Below are 26,701 nucleotides of genomic sequence, written 5' to 3' on the forward strand. Positions count from 1 at the left end.
CCGGTAGGGTAGGAACCTCCGGGCGGGGGCCCGGTGTGTCCGCCGGGCCCGGTGCTTCCTTTCACCCAGGAGGTCGGCGTGCGGGTCTGCGTGGAGCCGGAGTTGGTGTCGTTTCGGGAGGTGGCGCGGGGGTTGCTCGCGCGCCAGGCGCCTCCGGAGTGGGTGTCCTTCGAGGAGTCCCGTGAGCGGCGCAGGGGGGCTCGGAGGGAGGGCGGCGCGGACTGGCTCGCCGCGCCGGTGGTCCCCCGGGACTTCCTGGGGTTGGCGGAGAAGGTCATCTGCCACCGGGAGCCGGAGCGCTGGGGGTGGTTGTACCGGGTGCTCTGGCGCCTGACGCATGGAGAGCGGAGCCTGCTGACGCGGGACGCGGACCCGGAGGTCCGGCGGCTGCGGAAGCTGGAGCGCGACGTTCGTCGGGAGATGCAGGACGTGGTGGCCCGCGTCCGCTTCCGTCAGGTGTCCCAGCAGGGGTTGGAGGCGTTCGTCGCGTGGCACGCGCCGGAGCACCAGGTCGTGCGGCCCGTCGCGCGGTTCCTGGTGCGGCGCTTCGCCACGCTGCGCTGGAGCCTGCTGACGCCGGAGGCGAGCGCGCATTGGGATCTGGATCGGCTCACGTTCGGACCCGGGGTGGCGCGGGAGGCCGTTCCCGGCGGGTGGCCGGAGGTCGCGCCGGGGCCGTCCCCGCGGGAGTGCCGCAGGTGTCCCTTGCACGCGGGGGCCACGCAGGTGGTGTGGGGAGAGGGCCCGGCGGGGGCGGCGTTGATGCTGGTGGGGGACGCGCCCGGCGGTGACGACGACCGTCAGGGACGCCCCTTCTCCGGAGAGGTGGGCTGGTTGTTGGAGGCGGTGCTGTCCCGCGCGGGGCTGCGGCGCTCGGCGGTGTACCTGACGCACGTGGTGAAGCACTTCGTGGGAACGGAGCCCGGGGAGGCGGAGGTGCAGGCGTGCCATCCCTGGTGGGAGGAGGAGGTGGCGGCGGTGCGCCCGCGGATGATCGTCACGCTGGGAGACGCGGCGACGCGAGCCTTGCAGGGCGGTGGGTTCCACTCCCGCCTGAATCGGGGACAGGTGTTGCCCTCGCCGTGGGCGGAAGGGACGCTGGCCACGTTGCATCCCATGGAGGTCCTCGCGCGGACGGCTCCTCGGGAGCGCGCGGAGTCCCGCATCCACCTGGAGGCGGACCTGCGCGCGGCTGTCGCGTGGCTGCGGCAGGGGCAGGGCGTTCGACGGGACCTGGGGCGCTGAGGGGCGGTCGCTCGGAGGGGACCTGGGGGCCGGCGCTCACGTGGGCCCGGGCCTCATGGAGCGCGTCGCGCGGGAGTCAGGCCCCATGGAAACGACCCGGCCCTGTTTTCATATCGGCGGCGTGGAGGCGTGGTTGTGTCCAGGAGGGCGGGGACGCGGCGTGCGTGCTTCGCTGCTACCCTGGGTGTCGCTTCTCATCTCTGGTGGGGGTTGACGCATGCGACGTTCCTCGTTGGTTCCGTGGCTCCTCCTCTTCGCTTCGGCGTGCGCCCATTCTCCCGCGGGGCGAGCGGGACCGGCGGTGCTCGTCGCCTCCTCCGACGTGGCGCGACAGACGGGGTTGAAGCCCTGGGCCCTCTCGCTGCCGTTCGGCGCGAACCAGGATGGCTCCGAGTTGGTGTTGAAGTTCCTCGAGCACGCGGAGGTCTCGGGGGCTCGGTTCGTCACCGACCTGCAGGTCGTCTTCTCCACGGAGGAGGAGGGGCAGCCGCTGGAGTGCCGCACGCCGCTGACGCCCGAGGGGCCCGGGGCCGGTGCACGCGCGTCGTGGGGACACATGGCTTCCGCGACAGGCACGTCGTTCGTCGCGCTCCAGCGTGTCCACCGGCCCTTTTCCGACGTGCAACTGACCTGCAAGGAGGATGCGCCCCTGGTGATGGTCTCCCTGGGCCAGCGGCGGTACGAGCATGACGAGTATCCACCGCTGCGGGTCGACAGCTTCCATGTGCGTCAGCCGACCCGGTGGTGCGCCTCGGCGCCGGTGACGCGATACCGCTCCCTGTATCGGTTCGAGGACGCCGTGGGCTTCACGCCACCGCGCGCCGAGCTCATCCGACAGGCCCGCCCCGGACTGAGGCTGGTGCGGTCGGGGGCGGAGTGCGTCCTCCTGGCTCCGGACGCGCCCCGTGGCAACCGCATCGAGGCCATCGCCTACGGAGGACAGGGACCTGATGCCGCCCTGCTGAAGGGGCTCGACGACGTGGCCATGCCGTCCGTCGACCTGTGAGGCGTCGCGCTCGGGGCCGCCCAGGCCCCGTGGAAACGAGCGTCACCCGGTTCCATATCGGAAGCGCGGGAGATGGTTGCCCGGGGGCGACGTGGCGGGCCGGCGCGTGACGGGGCTGTTACCCTGGACCTCGCGTCTCATCTCGCTTGGGAGTGAACCCATGTGGCGTTCCTTGGTGGCGGTGTTGCTCCTCTTCGTGTCGGCCTGTGCCCACGGGCCGGGCCAGGGCTCGGGACCCCGCGTCGTCGTCTCCTCGACGGAGCTGGCGCGGCAGGCGGGGCTGAAGCCCTGGGCCATCTCCATGCCCTTCGGCGCGAACGAGGATGGCTCGGACCTGTTGCTGAAGTTCCTCGACCGCGCGGAGGCCTCCGGGGCCCGCTTCGTCACCCAGCTCCAGGTCGTCTTCGTCACCCAGGAGGAGGGGCAGTCGCTGGAGTGCCGCAGCCGGCTGAGCCCCGACGGCATCCCTCCCGAGGCGCGGCAGGCCCGGGTGCGCATGGCGTCCGTGACGGGCAAGCCGCTCGTCGCGCTCCAGCGCGTCGTCCAGTCCTACTCGGAGTCGGTGGTGTCCTGTCGGGAGGTCGTGGTGCCGGGGGCGGCCGTCGCCTCCTCTCCTCGGGCCTACAGCAAGTCCGATCCGTCCATCGCGTCGGCCTACGTCTCCGAGGTTCGCCAACGCACGGCGATTCAGTGCCTGTCGACCCCGGTGATGCGCTACCGCTATCGCTATGGATTCGAGGCGGCGGCGGGCTACACGCCGCTGAATGCACGGCGCCTGCTGGCCGTCCGCCCGGACCTGTCGCTGGCGCAGTCGGAGGCGGAGTGTGTCCCGCGCGCGCCGGACGCCCCTCGGAACAATCGCCTCGAGGCCATCGCCTTTGGCGGCGCGGGCCCCGAGGCCGCCTTGTTGACCGTTCCGGAGGAGGTCGCCGGGGCGGCGGTCGAACTCTGAGGGGCCGTGTCGGGGGCCGCCAGGGAGGGGGCGGCCCCCGACGCCCTCACATGCCGCGCAGGGCGTGGGGCTGGTAGGGCGCCTCCAACTGCTGGAGCTCCTCCGGCTGGAGCTTGAGGTCCACCGCGCGGACGGCGTCCTCCAGGTGCTCCATCTTCGTGGCGCCGATGATGGGCGCCGTCACCACCGGACGCGACAGCAGCCAGGCCATGGCCACCTGCGCGGGCGGCACGTTGCGGCTCGCCGCCACGCGGCGCGTGGCCTCCACCACGTCCCAGTCGCCGGGCTGGTCGTAGAGCACCGGCGCGTACGCGTCCGTCTTCGCCCGCGTGGTGGAGGTCCGGTCCCCCAGCGACTTGCGCGTGCCCGCGAGCAGTCCGCGCGCCAGCGGGGACCAGGGGAGGACGCCGATGCCCTCCGCCTCGCACAGCGGCAGCATCTCCCGCTCCTCCTCGCGGTAGACGAGGTTGTAGTGGTCCTGCATGGACACGAAGCGGGACCAGCCGTGCTTGTCCGCCACGCCCAGGGCCCGCATGAACTCCCACGCGTACGTGGACGAGGCGCCCAGGTAGCGCACCTTGCCCTGGCGCACGAGCTGGTCGAGCGCGGACAGCGTCTCCTCCAGGGGCGTCTGGGGGTCCATGCGGTGGATTTGATAGAGGTCGATGGCCTCCACCCCCAGCCGCTTCAGGCTCGCCTCGCAGGCCTGGACGATGTGCTTGCGGGACAAGCCCCGCATGTTGGGCCCGTCCGTCATGGGGAAGTACACCTTGGTGGCGAGCACCACCTCCTCCATGCGCGCATAGCGTCGCAGGGCGCGGCCGGTGACCTCCTCGCTGACGCCCAGCGAGTACATGTCCGCGGTGTCGAAGAAGTTGATGCCCAGCTCCACGGCGCGGCGGAAGAAGGGCTGTGAGGCCTCTTCATCCAGCACCCAGGGGCGCCAGGACGGAGTTCCATAGCTCATGCAGCCCAGGGCGAGCCGGGACACGCGCAGGCCCGTGCGGCCCAGTTGGGTGTACTTCATCTGCGGGCTCCTCTCCTCATGCGGGGGAGGGGTATCCACGCAATGCCCGGGGCGTTCGTCCAGTCATTCCTTCGGGACTGTGAAGGACTCCACCAGGCCCTGGGCCACGGCGGCGGCGAAGGTCTCCAGGGTGCGCGCTTCGCGCCAGCGCGCGGACTCCTCGAAGTCGAGCGCGTGGTGTGTCTCGATGATGACGGAGGGGATGCGGGGCTTGCGCAGCACGAAGATCTGCCGGTGCGTGGGCTCGCGGGACACGAACACCCCCGCCTGCGCCGTATCCACCGCGTACAGGCCGGTGTAGTCCATGCCGTCGTAGCCCAGGAACCCCGCGCGCGTCATGCTGCGCGCCAGCGCTCGCGCGAGCAGGGCGCGGCGTGTCTGGAGGGGAGGCGTCGCGTCCTCGGACCACAGGACGCTGAAGCCCGGCGTCTCGTCCTGGCGGAAGCACTCCTGGCCCGGCGCGGGGGACCAGGTGTGCGCCAGTCCCCGGGAGTCCGAGTGCAGGCTCACCAACACGTCCGCGCCCCAGCGCTCGGCCTCCGCGAGCCGCTGGGCGTAGGGCACGCGCGCGCCGGCCTTTCGACTGAGGCGGACCGTGAAGTGTCCGGTGGCCTCCAACCGCTGGGCCAGGTCCTCCGCCGCCCGCAGCGTGAAGACCTCCTCGTCCTCGCAGGTGACGGAGCGGGTCCCCGTGTTCCCCTCCGCTCCGTGCCCCGCGTCCAGGTAGATGCGCCGCTTGCCGAACCCGGCCGGGAAGCGCACCTCCGGCACCATCAACCGGGACCCTGGGGCGGGCCAGCGCGGAGGCACCTCGACGAGCGGGACGCCGCCCTCCCGAGTGACATCGAGGGCCCGCGCCCCGTCCGGCGAGGGGGCCACGGCCGGCGGGGGTGGTGTCGCCGCGTCACGGGACGTGGCGGCTTCCGGGGGCGCATGGGGCGGCGCCGTGCCCACACAGGCGGCGCTGGTGAGGAGGAGGAGCCCCAGTCCCCGGAGTCCGGCGGTCTTCGTCATGGTCGGAATGGGATGTTCGGTGCGACGCGGGAGTTCCCTGAGTGTGACGGGAAAGGCCGGAGGGTGGAAGCGAGGGGGCAGGGAGGCCGCCTGCTCGACCTCCCAGGGGCTCCGTCGGGCTTGCGTTTCCCTCGGGCATCGCGAAGAAGCGGGGGGCCATGTCCGCGGAGCCCTCGCTGCCAGTTCCTCCCGTCCCCTCCTTCGCCACGGAAGGCGCGCTGAGAGCCTGGCTTCGGGAGCGTGGCCTCGAGCACCTGTCGAGGTTGAGCCTCACCGTGCTGACGCCGCGCGTGGACCCGGCCCTGTTGCCCCAGGCCCGGCCGGTGACGGCGCGGCGCCGCCTGGTGGAGCTGTTGAGCGCGGAGGGGGTGGAGCGGTGGACGCAGGAGACGCTGCCTTCGCCGCGGATGAAGGACCTGTTGCCCCGGTTCGCCTGGCGCTTCGTGGACGAGGAGCTCCGAGGCGCGGAGCAGGCGCGCGCGTCGCTCCCCGAGCGGCTCGCGTCTCCCGAGGACGCGCGGACCCACCGCGTCCACACGCTGTTGACCGAGCTGCGCGCCCGGATTCCCGCGTCCGTGTCGCCACGGCCTCCGGCCATGCTCGTCCGCGAGGCGCTCCAACTCGAGCCGGAGCTGCCTGGCTTCCGCTTCCGGGAGATGCGCTGCTCGGAGCTGCCCCATGGCGCGCAGATGGGCTTCATCCTCCCCGAGGCGAGCCTGACCTTCGCGCCCCACGCCGTGCAGGGCGACTGCACGTGCGGCGCGGCCCCGTGTGTCCACCTCCTGGCGGCCATCGACGCGGCGCTGCAGTGGCTGCGACAGCCGTGGACGGACGCCTTCGGTGACACGCTGGAGGAACTGGTGCGGCCGGCGTGGGAGCGGACGCTCCGGGCGCTGGAGCGCGCGCTGGACGAGGGCCCCGGGGGCGGGGCCGGCGTGGAGATCTCCTGGCGCGTCGACGTCATCGAGGGCTACGGCGTGGAGGTCTTCCCGTACGTCCACCGCCGCAACAAGAAGGGGCAATTGTCGACGGGCGCGCGGGTGAGCCGGCGCAAGCTGCTCCAGGAGCACGGGCCGACGCTGTCCGCGCAGGACGCGCGGCTCGCGTCGTTGTTGCCGGAGGGCGAGGCGCCCGCCTCGCGCGCGCTGCTGCTCGAGCTCGTCGACCATCCGCGGCTGTCCCAGGAGGGGACGCCGGACCTGCGGGTGCACGTCGAGCGCGCGCGGGTGGGCATCGTCGCGGTGGAGCGGGGTGGGGCGGTCGTCGTCTCCGCGGGCGTGGATGGGGCGACGCTGCCCCCGTCGATGCTGGAGCGCGTGCGCAAGGCGAAGCCCGAGGAGGCGCACTTCCTCTGGGACGAGGGCGCGCGGCAGCTCACCGTGCTCGACGTGGGCCCGGAGGTCCGCGCGCTCGTCGCGGTGCTCCAGCGTCACGGCAACACCTTCCCGCCGGAGAGCCACGGCGCGCTGCTGGAGAAGCTCTCCAAGCTGGCGCACCGGCTGCCGGTGGCCATGCCCCGCGGCATCATGGGCGAGCAGGTGCCGGCGCAGCAGTTGCCGGTGCTGCGGATTGAAATCGAGCCGGGCGGCGCCGTCCGCGTGGACGTGCGCGTGAGGGCCCTGCCGGACAGCGAGGCCTTCATTCCCGGCGAGGGCGCGCGGGACGTCTACGTGCGCCGGGGGACCGACGCCGCGCACGCCGTGCGAGACTTCGTCCGGGAGCAGGCGGTGACACAGGCGCTCCTGGAGCACCTGCCGCTCGAGACGGCGGAGCCGCTGGAGAACCGCCCGCTGTCCTACGTCTTCCGGGGTGTGCAGGGCGCGCTGGCGCTGCTCGCGGCGTGTCGCGTGTTGGAGCCGCGACCGGAGGTGGAGTGGCTGGGCGAGGCCCTGCAACTGTCCGGTTCGCGTGGGCCCGGGGCGCTGCGCGTCGTCGTCGAGCGCAAGCGGGACTGGTTCGGGGTGCTGGGCGGCCTGGCCGTGCAGGGGGAGCGCGTGGCGCTGGCGCAGCTGCTCGACGCCGCCCGCCGCAAGGAGCGCTTCGTCCAGGTGAAGGGACACACCTACGTCGAGATCGAAGAGGCGCTGCGCCACCACCTGGAGCGGCTCTCGGACTACGCGCACGTGTCCCGCCATGGCCTGGAGATCGGCCCCGCGGCGGCGGACGCGCTGGCCGCGCTGGGTGACGCGGGCGCGGACATCGAGGCGGACAAGACGTGGCGGACGCTGGTCGAGCGCATCTTCGTCGCCAAGGAGCTGAACCCGAAGGTGCCCGCGACGCTGAAGACGCCGCTGCGCGACTACCAGGCGGAGGGCTTCCGCTGGCTGACGCGGCTGGCGTCCTGGGGCGCGGGTGGGGTGCTCGCGGACGACATGGGCCTGGGCAAGACGGTGCAGTCGCTGGCGGTGCTGCTGGAGCGCGCCAGGCTGGGCCCCGCGCTGGTGCTGGCGCCCACGTCCGTGGCCTTCAACTGGGTGGACGAGGCGAAGCGCTTCGCGCCCTCGCTGCGGATGAAGCTGTTCTCCGAGTCCGAGGACCGGGGCGCGACGCTGGAGGGGCTCGGCCCCCGGGACGTGCTGGTGCTCAGCTACGGCCTGCTCACGCGCGACAGCGCCCGGCTGTCCCAGCTTCGCTTCGCCACCATCGTCTTCGACGAGGCCCAGGCGCTGAAGAACGCCCTCACGCACCGCTTCCGCGCCGCCAGGTCGCTCCAGGGGGACTTCCGCTTCGCCCTCTCCGGCACGCCGCTGGAGAACCACCTGGGCGAGCTGTGGAGCCTCTTCACGCTCGTCTTCCCGGGGCTGCTCGGCAGCTACGAGGCCTTCCGCACGCGCTTCGCGCTCCCCATCGAGCGCCGGGTGGACCCCACCGCCGCGCCCGCGCTGGCCCGCGTGCTGCAACCCTTCCTCCTGCGCCGCACCAAGGCGCAGGTGGAGGCCCAGCTCCCGCCGCGCACGGACGTGCGCGTGCCCGTCGTCTTGTCCTCGGCGGAGTGGGCGCTCTACGAGGACGCCCGGCTCGCGGCGCTCGCCTCGCTGGAGTCGAAGTCCATGGCGCGCCAGGAGCGCGATCAGGAGCGGCGCATCGAGATCCTCTCGGCCCTCACCCGGCTGCGGCTGCTCGCCTCGCACCCGCGCCTGTTCGACGCGAACTCCCGGCTGGAGTCCTCCAAGCTGGAGCGCTTCATGGAGCTGGTCGACGAGCTGCGCGCGGAAGGCCAGCGCGCGCTCGTCTTCAGCCAGTTCACCTCGCACCTGGCCCTGGTGCGCGAGCTGCTCGACGCGCGGGGCATCACCTATCAGTACCTGGATGGCCAGACGCCGCCCGCCGCCCGCGCCGAGCACGTGCGCGCCTTCCAGGAGGGCACCGCGCCGCTGTTCCTCATCTCCCTCAAGGCCGGCGGCTTCGGCCTCAACCTCACGGCCGCCACCAGCGTCATCCTGCTCGACCCGTGGTGGAACCCGGCCGTGGAGGACCAGGCCGCGGACCGCGCGCACCGCATCGGCCAGCAGCGGCCCGTCACCGTCTACCGGCTGGTGGCCCGGGGCACCATCGAGGAGCAGATGCTCGCCCTGCACGAGGACAAACGCGCCCTCGTCGCGGACGTGCTCGAGGGCAAGGACCAGGCCGGCCGCCTCTCCAACCAGGAGCTCCTCGGCCTCCTGTCCCAGCGGCTCGCCCGGCCAGACGAGCTGGACGACGCGCCGTCGCGGACGCGGCACTGAAGCGCGGGGCAGGGCGGGGGCCCGCAAAGACGACGGGCAGGTCCCCCGCGAGGAGAACCTGCCCGTGTCACTGCTCCAGGCCGTCAGGCCCGCGCCGGCTTCAGGCGCGGACCTCCGGGGAGGTGTCCGAGCCCGAGGGAGGCAGCGGCGCCTCCTTGCCCGGCTCGCCGCCCGGGGTGCCCGCCGTCGAGAACGGAGGCGTCTCCAGCGCGGCCTTCAACACCTCGTCCATCTGGCTGACGAAGATGAACTCCAGCTCGTTCTTCGCCTGATCCGGCACGTCCACCAGGTCCTTGCGGCACCGCTCGGGCAGGATGACCCGCTTGATGCCCGCCCGGTGTGCCGCCAGCACCTTCTCCTTGATGCCACCCACCGGCAGGACCAGGCCACGCAGCGTGGCCTCGCCCGTCATCGCCGTGTCGTGCCGCACCCGGATGCCCGTCAGCAGGCTGGTGAGCGCGGTGAGGATGGTGACACCCGCGGAAGGCCCGTCCTTGGGGATGGAGCCCGCCGGGAAGTGCAGGTGCAGGTCCGTCTTCTCGAGGAAGTTCGGGCTGATGCCGAGCTGCTCCGCCTTGCTGCGCAGGTAGCTCAGCGCCGCCGTGGCGCTCTCCTTCATCACGTCGCCGAGCTGGCCGGTGAGCGTCATGCCGCCCTTGCCCGCCATCTTCGTCGCCTCGATGAAGAGCAGGTCGCCACCCGCCGCCGTCCAGGCCAGACCCGTGGCCACACCCGGAACCTCCGTGCGCTCCGCGACCTCCGAGTAGAACATCTCGGGCCCGAGGATCTCCTTCACGCGGTCGGCGTTGATGGACTGCTTCTCCGTCTTCCCTCCGGCCACCTCCACGGCCACCGCGCGGCAGATGTCCGCGATGCGCCGCTCGAGGTTACGCACGCCCGCCTCACGCGTGTACGACGTGGTCAGCGTGAGCAGCGCCTCGTCCGTGATGTCGATGTGGTCCCCGTTGAGCCCGTGCTCCTTGAGCTGCTTGGGCACCAGGTGGATGCGCGCGATGCTCTGCTTCTCCTCGAACGTGTAGCCGGACAGCTCGATGATCTCCATGCGGTCGCGGAGCGGACCGGGGATGGGGTCGAGCTGGTTCGCGGTGGCCACGAACATCACCTTCGACAGGTCGAACGGCACGTCGAGGTAGTGGTCGCTGAACGTGTTGTTCTGCTCCGGATCCAGCACCTCGAGGAGCGCCGCGCTCGGGTCGCCACGGAAGTCGGCGCCGAGCTTGTCGATCTCGTCGAGCATCATCACCGGGTTCTTGGTCCCGGCCTTCTTCATGCTCTGGATGAAGCGGCCCGGCAGCGCGCCGACGTAGGTGCGCCGGTGGCCGCGGATCTCCGCCTCGTCACGCACGCCGCCCAGCGACAGGCGCACGAACTTGCGGCCGGTGGCCTTGGCCACGCTCTGACCCAGCGACGTCTTGCCCACGCCCGGGGGACCGACGAGGCACAGGATGGGCCCGCGCATGTCGTTCTTCAGCTTGCGCACCGCCAGGTACTCCAGGATGCGCTTCTTCACCTTCTTGATGCCGAAGTGGTCCTTGTCGAGCTGCTGGCGCGCGTTCTCGATGTCGAGGTTGTCCTCGGACATCTTCGACCACGGCAGGTCGGCGATCCAATCCAGGTACGTCCGCGCGACGGTGTACTCGCTGGACGCCGCCGGAATGGTCTTCAGGCGGTTGAGCTCCTTGTTGGCGACCTTCTCCACCTCCGGCGGCAGGGCGGCCTTCTTCAGGCGCTCCTGCAGCTCGTCGAGCTCCTCCTCCTCCTCGCCCATCTCGCCGAGCTCTTCCTTGATCGCCTTGAGCTGCTGGCGCAGGTAGTACTCGCGCTGGGTCTTCGACATCTCGCCCTTCACGGCGGAGTCGATCTTGTTGGAGAGCTTGAGGATCTCCCGCTTGCGGTTGAGCAGCTCGAGCACGAGCTTCATGCGCGCCTTGAGGTCGACCGTCTCCAGGACGGCCTGCTTCTCCTCGATGGGCACGTCCACGTTGGCGGCGATCAGGTCCGCCAGGTGGCCCGGGTGGGTGATGCTCTCCACCAGCTCGGTGGCGGCGGCCGGCAGCTCCGGCATCAGCTCGATGACCTCGCGCGCCAGCTTCTTGAGGTTGATGCCCAGGGCCTCGACCTCGACGTTCTCGGCGGAGGTCTTGTCCTCCACGGCGTCGACGCGGGCCTTGAGGTAGGGGGCCTCCTGCACCAGCTCCATGACGCGGAAGCGGGCGAGCCCCTGCACCACGAGCGAGTAGTTGTCCTCGCCCATCTTCAGGAGCTTCACGATACGGGCGACGGTGCCCATGGTGTAGAGGTCGGAGGCGCCCGGATCCTCTTCTTCGGCGCGGCGCTGCGTGACGACACCAATGACCTGGTCGTCCCGCACCGCGTCCTTGATCAGGGCGATGGTCTTCTGTCGGCCGACGGCCAGCGGGAGAACGCCGCCGGGGAAGAAGACGCTGTTCCGCAGGGGCAGGATCGGCAGCACCTGGGGGATGTCTTCCTTGTTGATGAGCCCCGGAGGGGCCATCGCGGTGGGCATGGCGCTCGCGGCGGTGCCCTTCTTCTTCTCATCGGACATGAGGTTCGGCCTCTTCCTTCTTCCTTCAAATCCAGCCCGGTTTTCACCGTGCCGGTGAACATCTGTCGTTTTTCTGCGGCAGATGAACCAACGTAACAACCAAAACGCCCGTGGCAAACGGCGTGTGCGATTTTCCACTCCGAAGTCGGATGTCGGACGGCACCACTTGTCTCGCATCCGGAGCGGGGGTGGGGCATGCTTGCCCCCCCAGCCCTGATGCGGCGAGCCGCCGGGGTGCTTCGCCTTCCAGGAGGCCGCCATGCCGTCACGAAAATGTGCCCCCCTGCTCCTGCTGCCGGCCCTCTGGGCGGTGGCCTGCAAGTCGCCTGTCGACGAGGCGGGATCCACCGTGCCCGGGCAATGCCAGAGCGAGTCCCCGGTGGTGGCTCCGCAGAAGACGGACATCCTCTTCGTCATCGACAACTCGGGCTCCATGGCGGAGGAGCAGGCGGGGATCGCCCGCGAGCTGCCCGCCTTCATCCAGGCCCTCCGGGAAGGCGGCGGCGTGGAGCAGGACTTCCGCGTGGGGGTGATCACCACGTCCGTCTACCGGCGCGTCCTGGTGGGCGGGCAGGAGTACTACCGCGAGTACCCCGAGGAGGCCGGGCACCTGCGGCCCGTGCCGGACGCGGAGGGCAACCCCACTGGGGACCGCTTCATCGAGAGCTCGGATCCGCGCCTGCTGGAGCGCTTCGGTCGGCTGGTGCAGCAGGGCACGACGGGGAGCGGCCAGGAGTCCCCCTTCGAGGCCGCGCGCCTGGCGGTGACGGAGCCGCTGATCGGCACCCCGGTCGCGCAAGGCGGCAACGGGGGCTTCTTCCGGGACGGCGCCCGGCTGCTGGTCGTGGTGGTGACGGACGAGGAGGACTGCAGCTCCACGGAGCGTCCGCCGCCCGTCACCATCCCGGAGGACACCTCCGTGGACCGGTGCAGCGAGGAGTCCGCCAAGCTGTCGACGGTGGACTTCTACTACGACACCTTCCAGTCGCTGCGGGACTCGCGCGGCGCCCGGCGGGAGGTGCTGTGGGCCACGGTGGGGCCGGTGGCGCTGGGTGACAAGCGGGCGGAGCTGATCCAGGACGTCACGCCCCAGGGCACGTTCGTGCGCAATGTGGATTGCCCGACGTCCTACGGCCCCGGCTACCGGCACCGGGCCATGGCGGAGCGGTTCGACACGTCCTTCGTCAACCTGGATTCCATCTGCCGGGACAGCTACCACGACACGCTGCTGGGCATCGCCGCGCTCGCCGCGGTGTCTCAGAGCCTCGACGTGGTGAACCTGCCGGATCCGCGGCTGGCCCGCGTGGAGCTGACGCGCGCCGGAGGCCAGGTGGAGACGTGCTCCGTGGCGGCGGGAGACCTGAGCTACGAGGCTTCCGGTGAGAACCGCCCGGCGCGCCTGTACTTCCTGGGAAGCTGCCAGCGCCGCGCGGATGACGAGAAGGTGGAGGTGAAGGTGCTCTGCGCCGGCTGAGCGCCGCGCCGCACGGGGGGCCGCGTGCCCCTCGTGGATCCGAGCCACCGCGTCGTCCTCGCGCGCCCACCGCCTCGGGTCCTGTGAAGGTGGATGTCAGACCCGCCAGCATACTGAACCGCTGTCCAGACGGGCGTCCGGCGTGCCGGCCGGGCCCGGCGAGGAGGCGTGATGAGCGCGGCGGAGCAGCGAGTGGGGGCGGCGGGCTCGGGCTCGGTGGTGGAGCAGCTTCGGGAGCGCATCCGGCAGCTCCAGGCGGAGCCCCGGCGCTACCTGTCCGTGTTGCGCACGGGGCTGGCTCCGGTGGACGCGCTCCTGCCCGCGGGGGGCTTCCCGCTGGGGCAGGTGGTGGAGCTGTGCGGTGAGGCCGCCTCGGGGCGCACCAGCCTGGCGCTGAGCGCGGTGGCCGCCGCGCATCGCGAGGAGCGGCTGTGTGCCTGGGTGGATGGTCCCCGGGAGCTCTACGCGCCCTCGGCGGCGGGGCAGGGCGTGGACCTGTCGCGGCTGCTCATCGTCCGTCCCCGGGCGCCGGAGCAGGCGGTGTGGGCGGCGGTGCAACTGGCCCGGAGCGGGGCCTTCGCCTGCGTGGTGCTGGACCTGACGCGGGGCATGGGCTCGGCGGGGCGGACGGCGCGGGTGGGCATCGCGGAGGCGCGCAAGCTGGCGGACGCGGCGGAGCGGGGCGGCGGGCTGTTGCTGCTGCTGACGTCGACGGAGGCGCCGGCGGATGGGGTGACGCGCCTGCGCACGGAGTCGGGGGATGGGGACGGCTGGTCCGTGGAGGTGGTGCGCAGCCGGCGCGGGGGCGCGGGGGCGCGGGCGGTGGTGCCGTGGCGCACCCTGTATCCGGAGCTGGGGTTGGAGGATGGGGGGCGGGTGCTGGATGTGGGGCCGGTGGAGGGGGACGCCACGCCGGACTTCCTGCGGGAGGGAGCGTGGGTGGCGCGCAACGGCCGCGGCATCCAGGGGCAGCGACCGGGGCGCGATGGCGCGATGCCCTCCCTGAAGGCGGGCCTGGCCGCGGTGGCGCACTGAGGACGCCATGCGCAGGGCCTATCTGCACTTCACGCGCTTCCCGGTGCAGCGCCGGGTCATCGAGTCGCCGGAGCTGGCGGGGCGGCCCTTCGCGCTGGTGGAGGAGTCGCGGGGCCAGCGGCGGGTGGTGGCGGCGTCCACGTCGGCGCTGAAGGCGGGCCTCCGCCCGGGCATGACGGTGACTGCGGCGACGGCGCTGCTGCCGGAGCTGCGGCACTTCCCCTACCGGCCGGAGGAGGAGGCCCGGGCCCTGCTGGCGCTGGGCGAGGCGCTGCTGAGCCTGGGGCCGGGCTTCCAGCTCGCCGCGCCGGACGGGCTGTGGCTCGACGCGGGGGCGGCGCACCTGTCCGGTGGAGAGCCGGGGCTGTGCGCGCGGGCGCTGGAGCTGTGCGCGGGGCTGGGCTACCGGGCGCACGCGGTGGTGGCGTCGGAGGCGTTCACCGCGAGGGCCCTGGCGCGGTACGGGGCGCGGCGGGTGGAGGTGGTGGCGCCGGGAGCGTCGGCCCGGGCGCTGGCGCCGCTCCCGCTGGCCGCGCTGGAGGGAGGCCTGGGGGCGGGGTTCTCCGCGCTGGGGCTCACCACGCTGGGGGAGGTGGCGGCGCTCCCCGCGGGTGCGGTGGTGGCGCGCGGCGGTGCCGAGGGCGCGCGGGCGCACGCGCTGTGCCGGGGCGAGGACGACACGCCCTTCGTCGCGGCGGTGTTGGAGGAGGTGATGGAGGAGCGGCTGACTCTGGAGTGGCCCGCGGAGTCCTTCGAGCCGCTGGGCTTCGCGTTGAAGACGCTGGTGGATCGGCTGGGCGCGCGGCTGGCGGGGCGGAGGCGGGCGGCGGTGCGCATCACCTTCACGCTCCGGTTGGATCCGACGGGACGGCAGGAGGTGTCGCTGGCGCTGGCGCGCCCCACCGCGGCGGCGAAGCTGTTGCTGGACCTGGCGCGACACCGGCTGGAGTCGTTGCGACTGGAGAACCCGGTGGCGGAGGTGGCCGCGCGGGTGGACGCGGATTCGGAGGACCGGGGGCTCCAGTTGTCGCTCGGGGACTCTCCGGAGGGGGACGCGGCGCTGGAGGTGGTGTTGTCGCGGTTGGTGACGACGCTGGGCGAGGAGGCGCTGTTCGCCGCGGGGCTTTCGCCGGTGCACCGGCCGGAGGGGGCGCAGGGCGTGGGCGCCTTCCAGCCTCCGGCGTCGCGCGAGATGCTGCTCGGAGAGCTGGGGCGGGAGCGGGCGGCCCCACCCCCGGCAGGAGGCGTCACCCGGGAGCGGCCCTCGAGGTTGCTGGCGGAGCCGGCGTGTCTGGACGCGGAGGTGGCGGAGACGGGGCGGCTGTTGGCGGCGCGCGTCGCGGGGCGGCGGCACCGGGTGACGGCGGTGACGGGGCCGGAGCGGCTGGGGGGCGAGTGGTGGTCCGACGCGCCGTACCAGCGGGACTACTACCGCGTGCACTTCGAGGGACTGGGCCCCGCATGGGTGTTCCGGGACGCGAGGGACGGACGGTTCTATCTCCAGGGGCTGTTCGACTGAGAGGGTTTGCCTGCCCCCCGCCGTGGTGGTTATGGAGGGAGACACCCCTCTTCACCCTCGGGCCCCTCCATGCGCGCCTCGGTCGTCGTCCTGCTGCCTCTCCTGCTCACCGCCTGCGCCGCTCCGCAGGTCCGGCCCGAGGGCGCCATCCGCAAGGTGGTGGTGGTGGCCAGCTCGCGCGTGGATTCCCTGCCCACGTCCACGTACCGCGAGGACATGATGGGAGAGGGCAACCCACGCACCGTGATCGTGGGCCAGACGGCGGCGGTGCTGCGCGAGCGGGGCTTCGACGTGGTGGGCACGCGCATCTCCCAGTCGCCGTCGCCCTCCATCCAGGAGGTCGTCTCCTTCCTCCAGGAGAACCAGGCCGAGGCGGCGGTGGTCATCATGTTGTCCTGGGTGGACGTGTCCGCGCTGCAGGCGTTGGGGCGGGCCGAGGTGGTGATGGACACGGCGGTCATCGCGCCGAACGGCGGCCTCCAGTGGCGCAACGAGACGCGCACCGTGTCCACGCTGGGGCTCTACCAATCGCAGATGGATTTCCGCTCGTACCTGCGCAAGGCCATCATCGAGGCGGTGAACGCGGTGCCCTGAGCCCCGCGTGGCCGGCTCAGGGCTCGTTCTGGGGGCTGGCCAGGCGCAGGTGCTCGTGGACCGTCTCGGCGCGCAGGTAGAGGAACTGGGCGTCGCCGAAGGCGAGGGTGTCGCCATCGTTGAGCGTCACCTGGGCGCGGAAGCCCAGCGGCGCGCCGTTGATCCACGTGCCGTTCATCGACTGCGCGTCGCGCACGGAGACCGCGCCCTTGTCCTGGCTCCAGCGCAGGGTGGCGTGGTGCTGGGACACGGAGGGGTCCGGCACCACGAGGTCGCAGTCAGCGCGGCCCACGGTGAACTCCTCGCCATCCGCCTTGGGGTTGAGGAAGTGGACCTCGAGGTTGTCGAAGTCGCGCAGCATGGCGAGCAGCCGCTCCGTCATCCGTGAGCGGTGGGCCATGCCCACGGTGCGCGCGCCCGTCATCTGCTGCGCGACGTTGCGGAACACCGGGTCCACCGGTTGCTGGATGAGGGCCACGGGACCGGATGCGGTCCGGAACGCTTCCAGGGACGCCGAGGCGAAGGGGCGGAGCTGATTCACGGACACCATGGGGGCACCCTACACCAAGCGGCGTGGACGGGAAGTGTCGCGTCGGGCGGGCCGCCTGCCCGGTGGCGGGAGGCGTGTGTCGCGATCGTGGCGCTCGGGAGACGGGCATGGGAGCGTGGCGGGGACATGCATGTACTCGTCACGGGAGCGGCGGGCTTCATCGGCCACCACGTCAGCGCGCGGCTGCTGGCTCGCGGAGACGCCGTCATCGGTGTGGACCACCTGGACCCTTCCGGAGACGGGAGGCTCATGCGCGCGCGTCTGGAGCGGCTGCAGGCCCTGCCTGGCGCGGCGGGCTTCTCCTTCCATCGCGTCGACATCACGGACGGGCCGGCGCTCGCGGAGGTGTTCCGTCGCGAGCGTCCCGAGCGGCTGGTCCACCTGGCGGCGCGCGTGGGCGTGAGGAGCGCGGGCGCGGCGGCGCGGGCCTACCTGGACGCGAACGTGACGGGGAGCCTGCAGGTGCTGGAGCAGGCGTGCGCGGCGGGCCTGTCCCATGTCGTCTACGCGTCCTCCAGTTCGGTGTACGGCGCGGGGACGCCGCCGCCCTTCGCGGAGTCCGCCTCCGCCGACCATCCCCTCAACGTCTACTCCGCCACCAAGCGCGCGTCGGAGTTGCTCGCGCACACCTACAGCCACTTGTATGGGATTCCCACGAGCGGGCTGCGCTTCTTCACGGTGTACGGACCGTGGGGCCGGCCCGACATGGCGCCGTTGCGCTTCCTTCGCGCCATTCGCGCCGGACGCACCATCGACCTGTACGGCGAGGGGCGGATGCAGCGCGACTTCACGCACGTGGACGACGTGGTGGAGGCGGTGCTCCGAGTCCTGGACCGTCCCCCGGTCGGGGCGACGCCCTACCGGTTGCTCAACGTGGGACGGGGAGCGCCGGTGTCGCTGCGCGACTTCGTCGGCGTGTTGGAGCGCCACCTGGGCGCCCGGGCGGTGCTCAACCTGTTGTCCGCGCAGCCCGGGGAGATGGAGGCGACCTGGGCGGATGTCTCCGCGCTGGAGCGCGAGACCGGGTTCACGCCGCGCATCTGCGTGGAGGAGGGGCTCGCGGACCTGGTGGCGTGGGAGCGACAGCATGGGGCGTCGCTGACGGCCTCCGTCTAGGGAACGGGGCGACTCCTGGATGGACGGGTGGGGCGCGTGGCACCAGGGTCGGGTGTGGGACGTTCGTCTCGTCCGGGAGTCCTCTTCGTGGTCCCTGCGACTCCGTGCGAGGATTCACCCGGGGCCGGGACGAGAGCACCACATGCGGATTCGCGCAGACCACTTCCTCTGGTTCGTCCTCACCGGAGGCTGGGGGATGGGGGGCATCGCTTGCTCCGACGAGGCGCCATGTGTCCGGGATGCCCAGGCGGGCTATGCGTCACGCGCGCCTTTCGATGCGCGCGCTCGCGTCCGCCGCGTGGACTGTGGCTTCACGAGCCGCGTGGTGGGGCTCTCGGTCGCGCCGGATGGCGCCGCGTGGCTCCGGCGCATCGAGTACGAGGACCACGGCGAGGAGTCCTTCTTCCGTCCGCCGACATGGACGCCCAGCGCGTCGCCTACGCCCAGCTCTTCCCCCAGGCGCCCGTGGGGCCCGAGGGCCGGGCCATCCTGCTCTCCAGCTTCTCCTCCACGGGGGCGCCGCTGTCGGCCCGGACGATTCCCGCCCGGACGCCTCGGGAGCTCTCCGGGGTCGCGGTGGAGGCGGGCGTCTTCGCGGTGGGCGCGAGCGAGCGGCTCTCCTCCGGCGGCTTCTCCGAGGAGCACCCGGACCTGTTCTTCGCGTCGGGGCCGTTGGTGGGGAGCGCGGACGCGGTGGTCGTCCGCGCGGTGGACCTCGACCGGGACGACGTGCCCACGGCCTTCCTCCGGTGCGGGGTGGGGCGCTATTGCTTCGCGGGCCAGACGGCCTTCGAGCCGAGCCCCACGGGACCGGCGTGGACGGAGCGCCAGGGCTTCGTGCTCGCGGTGGATGGCCAGGGGGCGCGACAGGATCTGTTGCTCCTCCAGGGCCCCCGCGACACGGAGGTGACGCAGGCGGCGGAGGGCCCCGGAGGCAGCGTCGTCTTCGCCTTCGACACCGACGAGCCCGTGGACGCGGCCCGCGTGGCGAACCTGCTCGAGCGCAACGCGTCCTGGCTGGGCGTCTTCGGCGGCCCCTGACGCTGGCGCTCCGCCGCGGTCGGCTACCCGGACGTCACCGTCACCTGTCCGTGCTCCACGCGCCAGGACTCGGTGGTGCAGGCCTTGGCGAACGCCGCGTCATGGGACACGAGGAGGATGGCGCCCGGGTACTCGCGGAGGGCCGTCTCCAGTCGCTCGATGGAGGGCAGGTCCAGGTGGTTGGTGGGCTCGTCGAGCACCAGCGCCCAGGCGTGCTGGCCCAGTCCCCGGGCGATGAGCAGCTTGCGCGTCTCGCCCGGTGAGGGCTGCTCGGAGCCGAGCAACCGCTCCGGGTCCACGCCGAGCGCGGCCACCAGGGACAGCACCCGGCCCTTCTCCTCGGGGGGCAACGCGCGCACGGCGTCGAGCGTGGCGCGGGCCTCCTCGGCCCCGACGTCCTGAGGCAGGTACAGCACCCGCTCCAGGGGGATGCGGGCCTGGTCCATGAGCGCGCGCACGAGGGTGCTCTTGCCCGCGCCGTTGGGCCCTTCGATGCGCACGCGGGCATCCCTTGCGACGGACAGGTGGACGGGGCCGAGCAGCGGGATGTCCCCGGCGCGCAGCTCCGGCACGTCCAGCGTGAAGAGCCACGGGTTGGGCGCGCGCTCGTAGCCGACGAAGACGGAGCGGCCGAGCGTCTTGTCCTGGGCCACCTCGCCCACCGCCTCGCTGGCGCGCTCCAGCTCCCGGCGCAGCACACCCACGCGGCGACCGGCGCGCTGCTCCGCCCAGCTCGCGAGCGTCGCGGCGCCGAGCGTGCGCGCGTCGCTGTCGTTCTTGTCCTTCATGCGCTTGCGCGTGCTGCGGTTGGCGTCGGCGGACTGTTGCTGCCGCCGGGCCTCGCCGAGCGCATGGGCCACGCGCCGTTGCTCCGCGCGAGCCTGCTGGTGGGCGCTCAGCTCCGCCTCGCGCTCGGCCTCCCACTGCTCGCGCGCGGCGGAGTAGGCGCCGGCATACAGGTGGGCGCCGCCGCCATGCACGCGCAGCGTGGCCGTGGTGAGGGACTCCAGGAGGGGACGGTCGTGAGAGACGACGACCCCCACGCCCCGGAAGCGGCGCAGCGCGGAGACGAGCCACGTGCGGGCCTCCGCGTCCAGGTGGTTGGTGGGCTCGTCGAGCAGCAGGACGTGCGGCTCGGCGGAGAGCGCCGCGCCCACCTGCCAGCGCTTGCGCTCCCCGGGGGACAGCGTGGTCCAACGCTCCAGGGCGGTGACGTCCAACCCCAGTTGTCCGTGCAGCCGCCGCGCGAGCGCGTCCCACGAGTCCGCGAAGGCGGTGATTTCGGGCGTCAGCGCCTCCACCACCTGCGGACAGAGCTGGAGCGAGGGGGAGGAGGGCTCGAACTGGAGGTGACCCTCCGTGGGGTGCAGCTCCCCGGCGAGCAGGCGCAGGAGGGTGGACTTGCCAGCACCGTTGGCGCCGACGAGGCCAGTCCAGCCGGACGTCAGGTGGAAGTCGACTTCGGAGAGGACGGGGAGGGCGTCGGAATAGGCGAACGACACGCCATGGGCGCGGATGGAGGACGACATATGAGGAAACTCCTGAATCCAGAGCGCGAGCCCGCCCGACAGGGCGACTCAGCGCGGTTACAGACCAACGGGCCTGGGACTCAGTTGCTCTTCCTCAAGGGACTGCCGACCTCGCGTAGGGAGGGGTTGTCAGGCCCTCCGGTGGGAGTACTTCACCGTCAATCTATGACGTGGGGCGCGGCGGATTGCAACCCCGACGTGCTCGCCGGCTTTGCCCACGTGCCCACCCCGACGTGGGGTCGACGCCGCGGTCCGGCGGTCGCCGCGAGCACGAGGCTTCGTGGCGACCGGGGCGTTCCGCGCGCTACTCGTCCTGGTCGGAGGGCGGACGAGCCGCGGCGCGGCGCGGCGGGACGGCGGGCGCGCCAGCCAGGGTCGCGGGCTCCGCGAGCGTGTTGCCGCGCGTGAGCGCCTGGGCGCTCAGGGCCGCCGCGGAGGATTGACGCCCGGTGGGCGCGGGAGCCGGGGCGGCGCGCTTGGGGGCGTCGTCCTTGGGGGCGAACAGCTCCTTGACGCTCGCGACGGCGCCCAGCGTGGCGGTGGCCTCGTAGGGGATGAACATCTTGTTGTCGCCCTTGCCCAGCTCCTGGAGCGTGTCCATGTAGCGCAGCGCGAGCACCTCGGGGGTGGCGCCGCCGGCGTTGATGGCGTCGAAGGTGAGGCGCGTGGCCTCGGCCTTGCCCTCGGCCTCGAGCATGGTGGCGCGCTTGCGGCCCTCGGCGCGGGCGATCTCCGCGTCGCGCTCGGCCTCGGCGCGCAGGATGCGGGAGATCTTCTCGCCCTCCGCCTGGAGGATGGCCGCGGCCTTGTCGCCCTCGGCCTTGGTCACCTCGGCGCGGCGCTCGCGCTCGGCGGTCATCTGCTTGGCCATGGCGGACTTGATGGCCTGGGGCGGCTCGATCTCCCGCAGCTCCACGCGCGTCACCTTCACGCCCCACTTCTCCGTGGCGTCATCCAGCACCATGCGCAGCTTGGTGTTGACCGTCTCGCGGCTGGTCAGCGTCTGGTCGAGCGTCAGGCCACCCATGATGTTGCGCAGGTTCGTCATGGTGAGCTGCTCGATGGCCAGGGCCAGGTTCTCCACCTGGTACAGGGCCTTCGCCGGGTCGACGATCTGGTAGTAGATGACCGAGCCGACCTCCATGTTGACGTTGTCGTGGGTGATGACCTGCACGGTCTCGAAGCCCATGACCTGCTCACGCAGGTCCACCATGGGGCTGCGCATGAAGCGGTTGCCCGTGCGCATCTCGATGGGGCGCGGGGTGTCCATGAACGGGATGAGCAGGTTGAGGCCGCTGGTGGCCAGCTTGTGGAACTTGCCCAGCCGCTCCACGACCATCACCTTCGCCTGGGGCACGATGCGGATGCCCGTGGCCAGGAAGTAGATGACGAGACCTGCCAGCAAAAAGGTAGCAATGGTTGCGACGACGCTCATCCGGCCCTCTCCTTCTTCTCGAGTTCCCCCTGGGGAACGGACTGGGTGGCCGCGGGGCGGCGCACCCAAAGCTTGAGACCTTCGATCTGCTCGACGGTGACGCGCTCACCCTCGGGGATGAGGCCGGACAGCGAGCGCGCCGTCCACAGCTCCCCGTTGATGCGCACCGTGCCGCCATGCGGCTCGGTCACCGCCTCCATCACCACCGCCTCCTGGCCGATCATCGCCTCGATGCCCGTCTTCAAGGGCGTGGCGTCCCGCATGAAGACCTTCTTGAACAACGTGCGGGAGACGGCGAACAGGAGGAGGGAGACGAGGGTGAAGAGGAGGACCTGGGCGTTGAGGCCCAGCCCCAGCGCCGCGGCGCCCGCGGCCGCGAGTGAGCCCACCGCGAACCAGAGCGTCACGAAGCCGGAGAGCTTGATCTCCAGGATGCCGCAGACGATGGCGGCGATGATCCAGAGCTGCCATGCGGTGGGGGTCAGGTCCATGCCTTCCTGTTTGGCAGCCACCTCGCCATCCTGTCAAACGAGAGGGGCGGGCGGCTTGCCTGGAACCCCCTTAAGCGGGAGTCACTTCAGGCGAAAGAGCTCTCGCGTCTCGAAGATGGGCTGCTGGCCACCGACGAGGCGGGTGAAGAGCAGCCGGTGGGGGATGCCCTTCTCGTCGCAGTCCAGGGCCTCGAGCAGGAACTTGTCGCGGAAGGTGGAGACGAAGCCCGTGGGCTGGGTCCGGGACGCCTTCTCGAGGGTGGCGGGGGGCTTGGTGAGGGAGGGCGCGGAGGGGCGGCGGGTGACGGCGAACTGCACCTTGGCGGCCTGGCCGCTGAGGTCCAGCGCGTAGTCGCTGTTGTCGCGGTGACCAGGGCCGGGGGTGCCGGTGGCGAGGTTGTCGAACTGCACGGTGGTGTCCACCCAGTAGTTCCACTGCGCATCCCGGTGGAAGCGCAGCGTCAGCGTGTAGTTGTTGCGCACGAGGGCGTCGTTGGCCATGCGGGTCATCGGGTCCTGGAGCTGCTCGTCGGTGAGGGGGGTCTGCCATTCCTTGAAGACGCGTCCCTTGTAGGTCCCCAGGTAGAGGTCGCGACTTCCTCCACACACCACGGGCTTCTTCTCCGGCGCGTGCCCACCGCCCATCGCCTGGGTGGGCGCGAGCAGCGCGGACACCAGGGCGGCGGTGAGGATGGACGTGGAGTGCTCGAGACCTTGCCGGGACATGGGACCTCCTCGCGGACAGGCAGGGCGTCGACATCCGGGGGATGGCGGACACCATGCCTCGCAGCGCGCACCGCGACACGCGGAGCGGCTGGGGACGGTACGCACCACGCGTTGCCCGGACAGGGGCGCGGCGGCCTGGAGCGTTGCTGCGCGAACAGCGGAGCGGGCTTCGTCGGAGCCCTGTCCGAGCCCGAACGCGTGGCTCGAACCCATGGACGGCGAAGTCTGCCTTTGCCACGGATTGGACAGTCCCGTGACGGGCGAATTCTCCGCGCGGGGTGTGCCTCGTCTGTCTTGATGATTGAAAGTCTGTGATTGGGCGACGGGGCCGGCGCCCGGGGCGGGGCCGTGGGGAGACGTGATACGTCGGGCCCGTTTCCGGGTGTATCAACCCGGCGCGTCTGGCGAGGGGTGGACGAAGATCCGACCTAGCGCCTGAACGGCTGCTCAGTGTCTTGATCGGGGCGTGGACTACGCCGAACTCGTCTGTCGCTCCAACTTCTCGTTCCTGCGCGGGGCCTCGCATCCGGAGGAGCTGGTGGCCACGGCCGCGCGGCTGGGGCTCCGCGCCCTGGCGTTGACGGACACGGACGGGCTGTACGGGGTGGTGAAGGCGCACCTGGCGGCGAAGGAGCACGGGGTGAAGCTGCTGCTGGGGGCCGAGCTGACGCTGGAGGACGGGCCCCCGGTGGTGGTGTACGCGGCGGACACGCGCGGCTACTCGAGCCTGTGCGCGCTGGTGTCGCGCAGTCGGATGACGCACCCGAAGGGGGAGTCGGGCCTGCCGTGGCGGGCGTTGGCGGAGCGTTCGGAGGGGTTGCTCGCGTTGCTGCCGGAGCCGGCGCCCCTGGAGCGGGTGGCGCCGCTGGCGGAGGCGTTCCCGGGGCGCTTCCACGTAGGGGTGTGCCGGACGCTGTCGGCGGGGGACGCGGCCCGGGAGGGGCAGGCGGAGGGGCTCGCGCGGGGGCTGGGCGTGCCGTTGGTGGCGCACAACGACGTGCACACGCATCACCGGCGCCGGCAGCCGCTCCAGGACGTCCTGACGGCGGTGCGGCACGGGGTGACGGTGGAGCGGGCGGGGACGCTCCTGTGGCCCAACGGCGAGCGGACGCTGAAGTCCCCGGGGGAGATGGCGCGGCTGTTCGAGGACCGGCCGGAGGTGCTGGCGAGGACGGCGGAGCTGGCCTCCCGCTGCCAGGCGTCGCTGGACGACCTGCGCTATCGCTTCCCGGAGGAGGACCTGCCGGAGGGGGTGACGGCGGACGCGTACCTGCGGGCGCTGACGTACGAGGGGCTCCAGGGGCGTTACCCGGCGGGCGTGCCTCCGGAGGTGGTGAAGCAGATCGAGCACGAGCTGCGGCTCATCGCGGCGCTGGACTTCGCGGGTTACTTCCTGGCGCTGTGGGACATCGTGGGCTTCGCGCGGCGGCGGGGCATCCTGTGTCAGGGGCGGGGGAGCGCGGCGAACTCGGCGGTCTGCTACGCGCTTGGAATCACGGCCATCGACCCGGTGCGGATGGGGCTGCTCTTCGAGCGCTTCCTGAGCATGGCGCGCAAGGAGCCGCCCGACATCGACGTGGACTTCGAGCACGAGCGGCGCGAGGAGGTGCTCCAGTACGTCTACGAGAAGCACGGCCGGCACCGTGCGGGCATGGTGTGCGAGGTCATCTGCTTCCGGGGGCGGCTGGCGCTGCGGGAGGCGGGCAAGGCGCTCGGGCTGTCGTTGGACCAGGTGGACCGGCTGTCGAAGGTCGCCGCGGCGCACGGGTTCGAGGTGACGCCGGAGGTCCTGTTGGAGGCGGGGCTGTCCGCCTTCGACCGGCGGGTGCAGCGGACGCTGTCCGTGGCGGCGGAGCTGGAGGGCTGTCCCAGGCATCTATCGATTCACGTCGGCGGCTTCGTGATGACGCGCGAGCCATTGACTGAGCTGGTGCCGGTGGAGAACGCGGCGATGCCGGGCCGCACGGTCATCCAGTGGGAGAAGGACGACATCAACGCGGTGGGCCTGCTCAAGGTGGACCTGTTGTCCCTGGGCATGTTGACGGCGCTGTCGAAGTGCTTCGCGTTGATTCGTGAGCACCACGGGCGGGCGCTGTCGCTGGCGACGATCCCGGCGGAGGACCCGAAGGTCTACGACATGTTGTGCGAGGCGGACACGGTGGGGGTGTTCCAGATCGAGAGCCGCGCGCAGATGAACATGCTGCCGAGGCTGCGCCCGCGGACCTTCTACGACCTGGTGGTGGAGATCGCCCTCATCCGTCCGGGGCCCATCGTCGGGAAGATGGTGCATCCGTTCCTGCGGCGCAGGAACGGGCTGGAGCGGGTGGAGTACCCGAGCGAGGCGGTGAAGGAGATCCTGGGCAAGACGCTCGGGGTGCCGCTGTTCCAGGAGCAGGCGATGAAGCTGGCGATGGTGGCGGCGGGGTTCTCCGCGGAGGAGGCGGACGGGCTGCGGCGGGTGTTGAGCCACAAGCGGGCGGAGTCGATGCTGCTGCAGTACCGGGGGCGCTTCGTGGAGGGCTGCTTGTCGCGCGGGTATGCGCGGGCGCAGGCGGAGGAGTGGTTCGACAACTTCCGGGGCTTCGCCCACTATGGCTTCCCGGAGAGCCATTCGGCGAGCTTCGCGTTGATTGCCTATGCGTCGAGCTGGCTGAAGTGTCACTACCCGGCGGCCTTCACCACCGCGCTGCTCAACTCGCAGCCCATGGGGTTCTACGCGCCGCACACGCTGGTGGCGGACGTGCAGCGGCATGGCGTGGAGGTGCGGCCGGTGGACGTGCAGCGCTCGCGATGGGACTGCACGCTGGAGGACGGAGGGAAGGCGGTGCGCCTGGGGCTGCGGCTGGTGAAGGGGCTGGGGGCGTCCGCCGGACGCAGGGTGGAGGCGGCGCGGGGGGAGGGATACCAGGGCGTGGGGGACCTGGCCCGGCGGGCGCGCATCCCGCGGCACGAGCTGACGCGACTGGCATTGGCGGGGACGCTGGGCTCGCTGTGTGGCTCACGGCGCAAGGCGCTGTGGGAGCTCCAGGCGTTGGGACCGCTGGACGCGGATGACTTGTTCTTCGGGATGTCGATGGACGGCACGGAGGTGGCGTTGCCGCCGATGGACGTGTTGGAGCGGGTGAGCGCGGACTACGACACGGTGGGGCTGTCGTTGGAGAAGCACCCGCTGGAGTTGTTGCGACCGGCGCTGAGGAATCAGGGCGCGGTGACGGCGGAGGGGCTGAAGAAGGTCCCCTCCGGGCGGACGGTGTCGGTGGGCGGGATGATGATCTGCCGGCAGCGGCCGCCGACGGCGCGAGGCATGTGCTTCATCTCGCTGGAGGACGAGACGGGCATCGCCAACCTCGTCGTGCCGCCGGACGTGTATGAGCGGTGCCGGAAGGAGATTCACGGGGCCCTGTTCATCGTGGGGCAGGGCGTGCTGGAGCGCTCGGGGACGGTGACGAACGTGAAGGCGAAGGTCGTTCAGAAGCTCTCGAGCGAAGCTGTCCCTTGATGCGGCGGGAGGCCGCGGGAGCGCTCGGCTCGTTGGCGTCCGAGGCGCGACGCGTGGCCTGTCCTCGCTCACCCGCCACTGCGCAACACCGGCATGAAGGCGTCCGCCCCCACGGCCGCCTCCTCAATCCCGGCCA

19 protein-coding genes are annotated in these 26,701 nt (G+C 71.8%); 11 read left to right on the top strand and 8 right to left on the bottom strand.

The window, feature by feature from the left end; genetic code table 11:
- The first annotated feature begins 78 nt into the window (after positions 1-78).
- From LZ198_RS16295 to LZ198_RS16305, 3 genes are all read left to right on the top strand, one after another.
- On the top strand, positions 79-1,245 hold the full coding sequence (locus tag LZ198_RS16295) for a DUF4130 domain-containing protein (protein ID WP_323382679.1): 1,167 nt from the start codon (positions 79-81) through the stop codon (positions 1,243-1,245).
- Between the two features lie 301 nt (positions 1,246-1,546).
- Positions 1,547-2,251 carry a hypothetical protein gene (locus LZ198_RS16300; RefSeq protein WP_253972891.1) on the top strand — a complete coding sequence of 235 codons (705 nt, stop codon included), beginning with the start codon at positions 1,547-1,549 and terminating at the stop codon, positions 2,249-2,251.
- Positions 2,252-2,411: 160 nt separating this feature from the next.
- Positions 2,412-3,203, top strand: a complete 792-nt coding sequence (locus LZ198_RS16305) for a hypothetical protein (RefSeq protein ID WP_253972892.1) — start codon at positions 2,412-2,414, stop codon at positions 3,201-3,203.
- A gap of 46 nt (positions 3,204-3,249) precedes the next feature.
- Here the strand turns inward: LZ198_RS16305 and LZ198_RS16310 are convergent, their stop codons facing one another.
- Positions 3,250-4,230: an aldo/keto reductase gene (locus tag LZ198_RS16310; RefSeq protein ID WP_253972893.1), complete on the bottom strand. Its 981-nt coding sequence runs from the start codon at positions 4,228-4,230 to the stop codon at positions 3,250-3,252.
- Between the two features lie 63 nt (positions 4,231-4,293).
- Positions 4,294-5,244, bottom strand: coding sequence for an N-acetylmuramoyl-L-alanine amidase family protein (locus tag LZ198_RS16315; RefSeq protein WP_253972894.1), 951 nt, complete (start codon positions 5,242-5,244; stop codon positions 4,294-4,296).
- A 158-nt stretch (positions 5,245-5,402) separates the two neighbouring features.
- Here LZ198_RS16315 and LZ198_RS16320 point away from each other — a divergent pair, with 158 nt between their 5' ends.
- The gene (locus LZ198_RS16320) at positions 5,403-8,969 is read left to right on the top strand and encodes a DEAD/DEAH box helicase (protein ID WP_253972895.1); all 3,567 of its coding nucleotides are present in this window, start codon (positions 5,403-5,405) and stop codon (positions 8,967-8,969) included.
- 100 nt (positions 8,970-9,069) lie between these two features.
- Here the strand turns inward: LZ198_RS16320 and lon are convergent, their stop codons facing one another.
- A complete protein-coding gene (gene lon / locus LZ198_RS16325) occupies positions 9,070-11,556 on the bottom strand; it encodes an endopeptidase La (RefSeq protein ID WP_253972896.1) in 2,487 nt (828 codons plus the stop codon).
- A gap of 259 nt (positions 11,557-11,815) precedes the next feature.
- Between lon and LZ198_RS16330 the strand changes: the two genes are divergently transcribed.
- The 4 genes from LZ198_RS16330 to LZ198_RS16345 all read left to right on the top strand — a co-directional run bounded on the left by LZ198_RS16330 (position 11,816) and on the right by LZ198_RS16345 (position 16,178).
- Positions 11,816-13,030: a vWA domain-containing protein gene (locus LZ198_RS16330; protein WP_253972897.1), complete on the top strand. Its 1,215-nt coding sequence runs from the start codon at positions 11,816-11,818 to the stop codon at positions 13,028-13,030.
- A 171-nt stretch (positions 13,031-13,201) separates the two neighbouring features.
- Complete coding sequence (locus LZ198_RS16335; protein ID WP_253972898.1) at positions 13,202-14,065, top strand: ImuA family protein; 864 nt, start codon at positions 13,202-13,204, stop codon at positions 14,063-14,065.
- Between the two features lie 7 nt (positions 14,066-14,072).
- Entirely contained in the window at positions 14,073-15,584 is a 1,512-nt protein-coding gene (locus LZ198_RS16340; RefSeq protein ID WP_253972899.1) for a Y-family DNA polymerase, read from the top strand.
- 69 nt (positions 15,585-15,653) lie between these two features.
- On the top strand, positions 15,654-16,178 hold the full coding sequence (locus LZ198_RS16345; RefSeq protein WP_253972900.1) for a hypothetical protein: 525 nt from the start codon (positions 15,654-15,656) through the stop codon (positions 16,176-16,178).
- Between the two features lie 16 nt (positions 16,179-16,194).
- Here the strand turns inward: LZ198_RS16345 and LZ198_RS16350 are convergent, their stop codons facing one another.
- On the bottom strand, positions 16,195-16,728 hold the full coding sequence (locus tag LZ198_RS16350; protein WP_253972901.1) for an FHA domain-containing protein: 534 nt from the start codon (positions 16,726-16,728) through the stop codon (positions 16,195-16,197).
- A 126-nt stretch (positions 16,729-16,854) separates the two neighbouring features.
- On the opposite strand from LZ198_RS16350, the gene LZ198_RS16355 reads away from it, so the two are divergent.
- Together LZ198_RS16355 and LZ198_RS43225 are read left to right on the top strand one after the other, a co-directional pair.
- Positions 16,855-17,844, top strand: coding sequence for an NAD-dependent epimerase/dehydratase family protein (locus tag LZ198_RS16355; protein WP_253972902.1), 990 nt, complete (start codon positions 16,855-16,857; stop codon positions 17,842-17,844).
- Between the two features lie 417 nt (positions 17,845-18,261).
- Positions 18,262-18,885: a hypothetical protein gene (locus LZ198_RS43225; protein ID WP_267145472.1), complete on the top strand. Its 624-nt coding sequence runs from the start codon at positions 18,262-18,264 to the stop codon at positions 18,883-18,885.
- Between the two features lie 23 nt (positions 18,886-18,908).
- Here LZ198_RS43225 and LZ198_RS16365 read toward each other — a convergent pair whose 3' ends face one another.
- The 4 genes from LZ198_RS16365 to LZ198_RS16380 all read right to left on the bottom strand — a co-directional run bounded on the left by LZ198_RS16365 (position 18,909) and on the right by LZ198_RS16380 (position 23,066).
- On the bottom strand, positions 18,909-20,414 hold the full coding sequence (locus LZ198_RS16365) for an ATP-binding cassette domain-containing protein (protein WP_253972903.1): 1,506 nt from the start codon (positions 20,412-20,414) through the stop codon (positions 18,909-18,911).
- A 304-nt stretch (positions 20,415-20,718) separates the two neighbouring features.
- Positions 20,719-21,849: an SPFH domain-containing protein gene (locus LZ198_RS16370; RefSeq protein ID WP_253972904.1), complete on the bottom strand. Its 1,131-nt coding sequence runs from the start codon at positions 21,847-21,849 to the stop codon at positions 20,719-20,721.
- Entirely contained in the window at positions 21,846-22,340 is a 495-nt protein-coding gene (locus LZ198_RS16375; RefSeq protein ID WP_256559638.1) for an NfeD family protein, read from the bottom strand. The genes LZ198_RS16370 and LZ198_RS16375 overlap by 4 nt, the downstream gene beginning before the upstream one ends.
- Before the next feature lie 81 nt (positions 22,341-22,421).
- Complete coding sequence (locus LZ198_RS16380) at positions 22,422-23,066, bottom strand: hypothetical protein (protein WP_253972906.1); 645 nt, start codon at positions 23,064-23,066, stop codon at positions 22,422-22,424.
- Between the two features lie 466 nt (positions 23,067-23,532).
- Here LZ198_RS16380 and LZ198_RS16385 point away from each other — a divergent pair, with 466 nt between their 5' ends.
- A complete protein-coding gene (locus LZ198_RS16385) occupies positions 23,533-26,565 on the top strand; it encodes an error-prone DNA polymerase (RefSeq protein WP_253972907.1) in 3,033 nt (1,010 codons plus the stop codon).
- Positions 26,566-26,701: the final 136 nt, after the last annotated feature.

The sequence above is a fragment of the Myxococcus dinghuensis genome (genome assembly GCF_024198235.1).
GTDB lineage: Bacteria > Myxococcota > Myxococcia > Myxococcales > Myxococcaceae > Myxococcus > Myxococcus dinghuensis.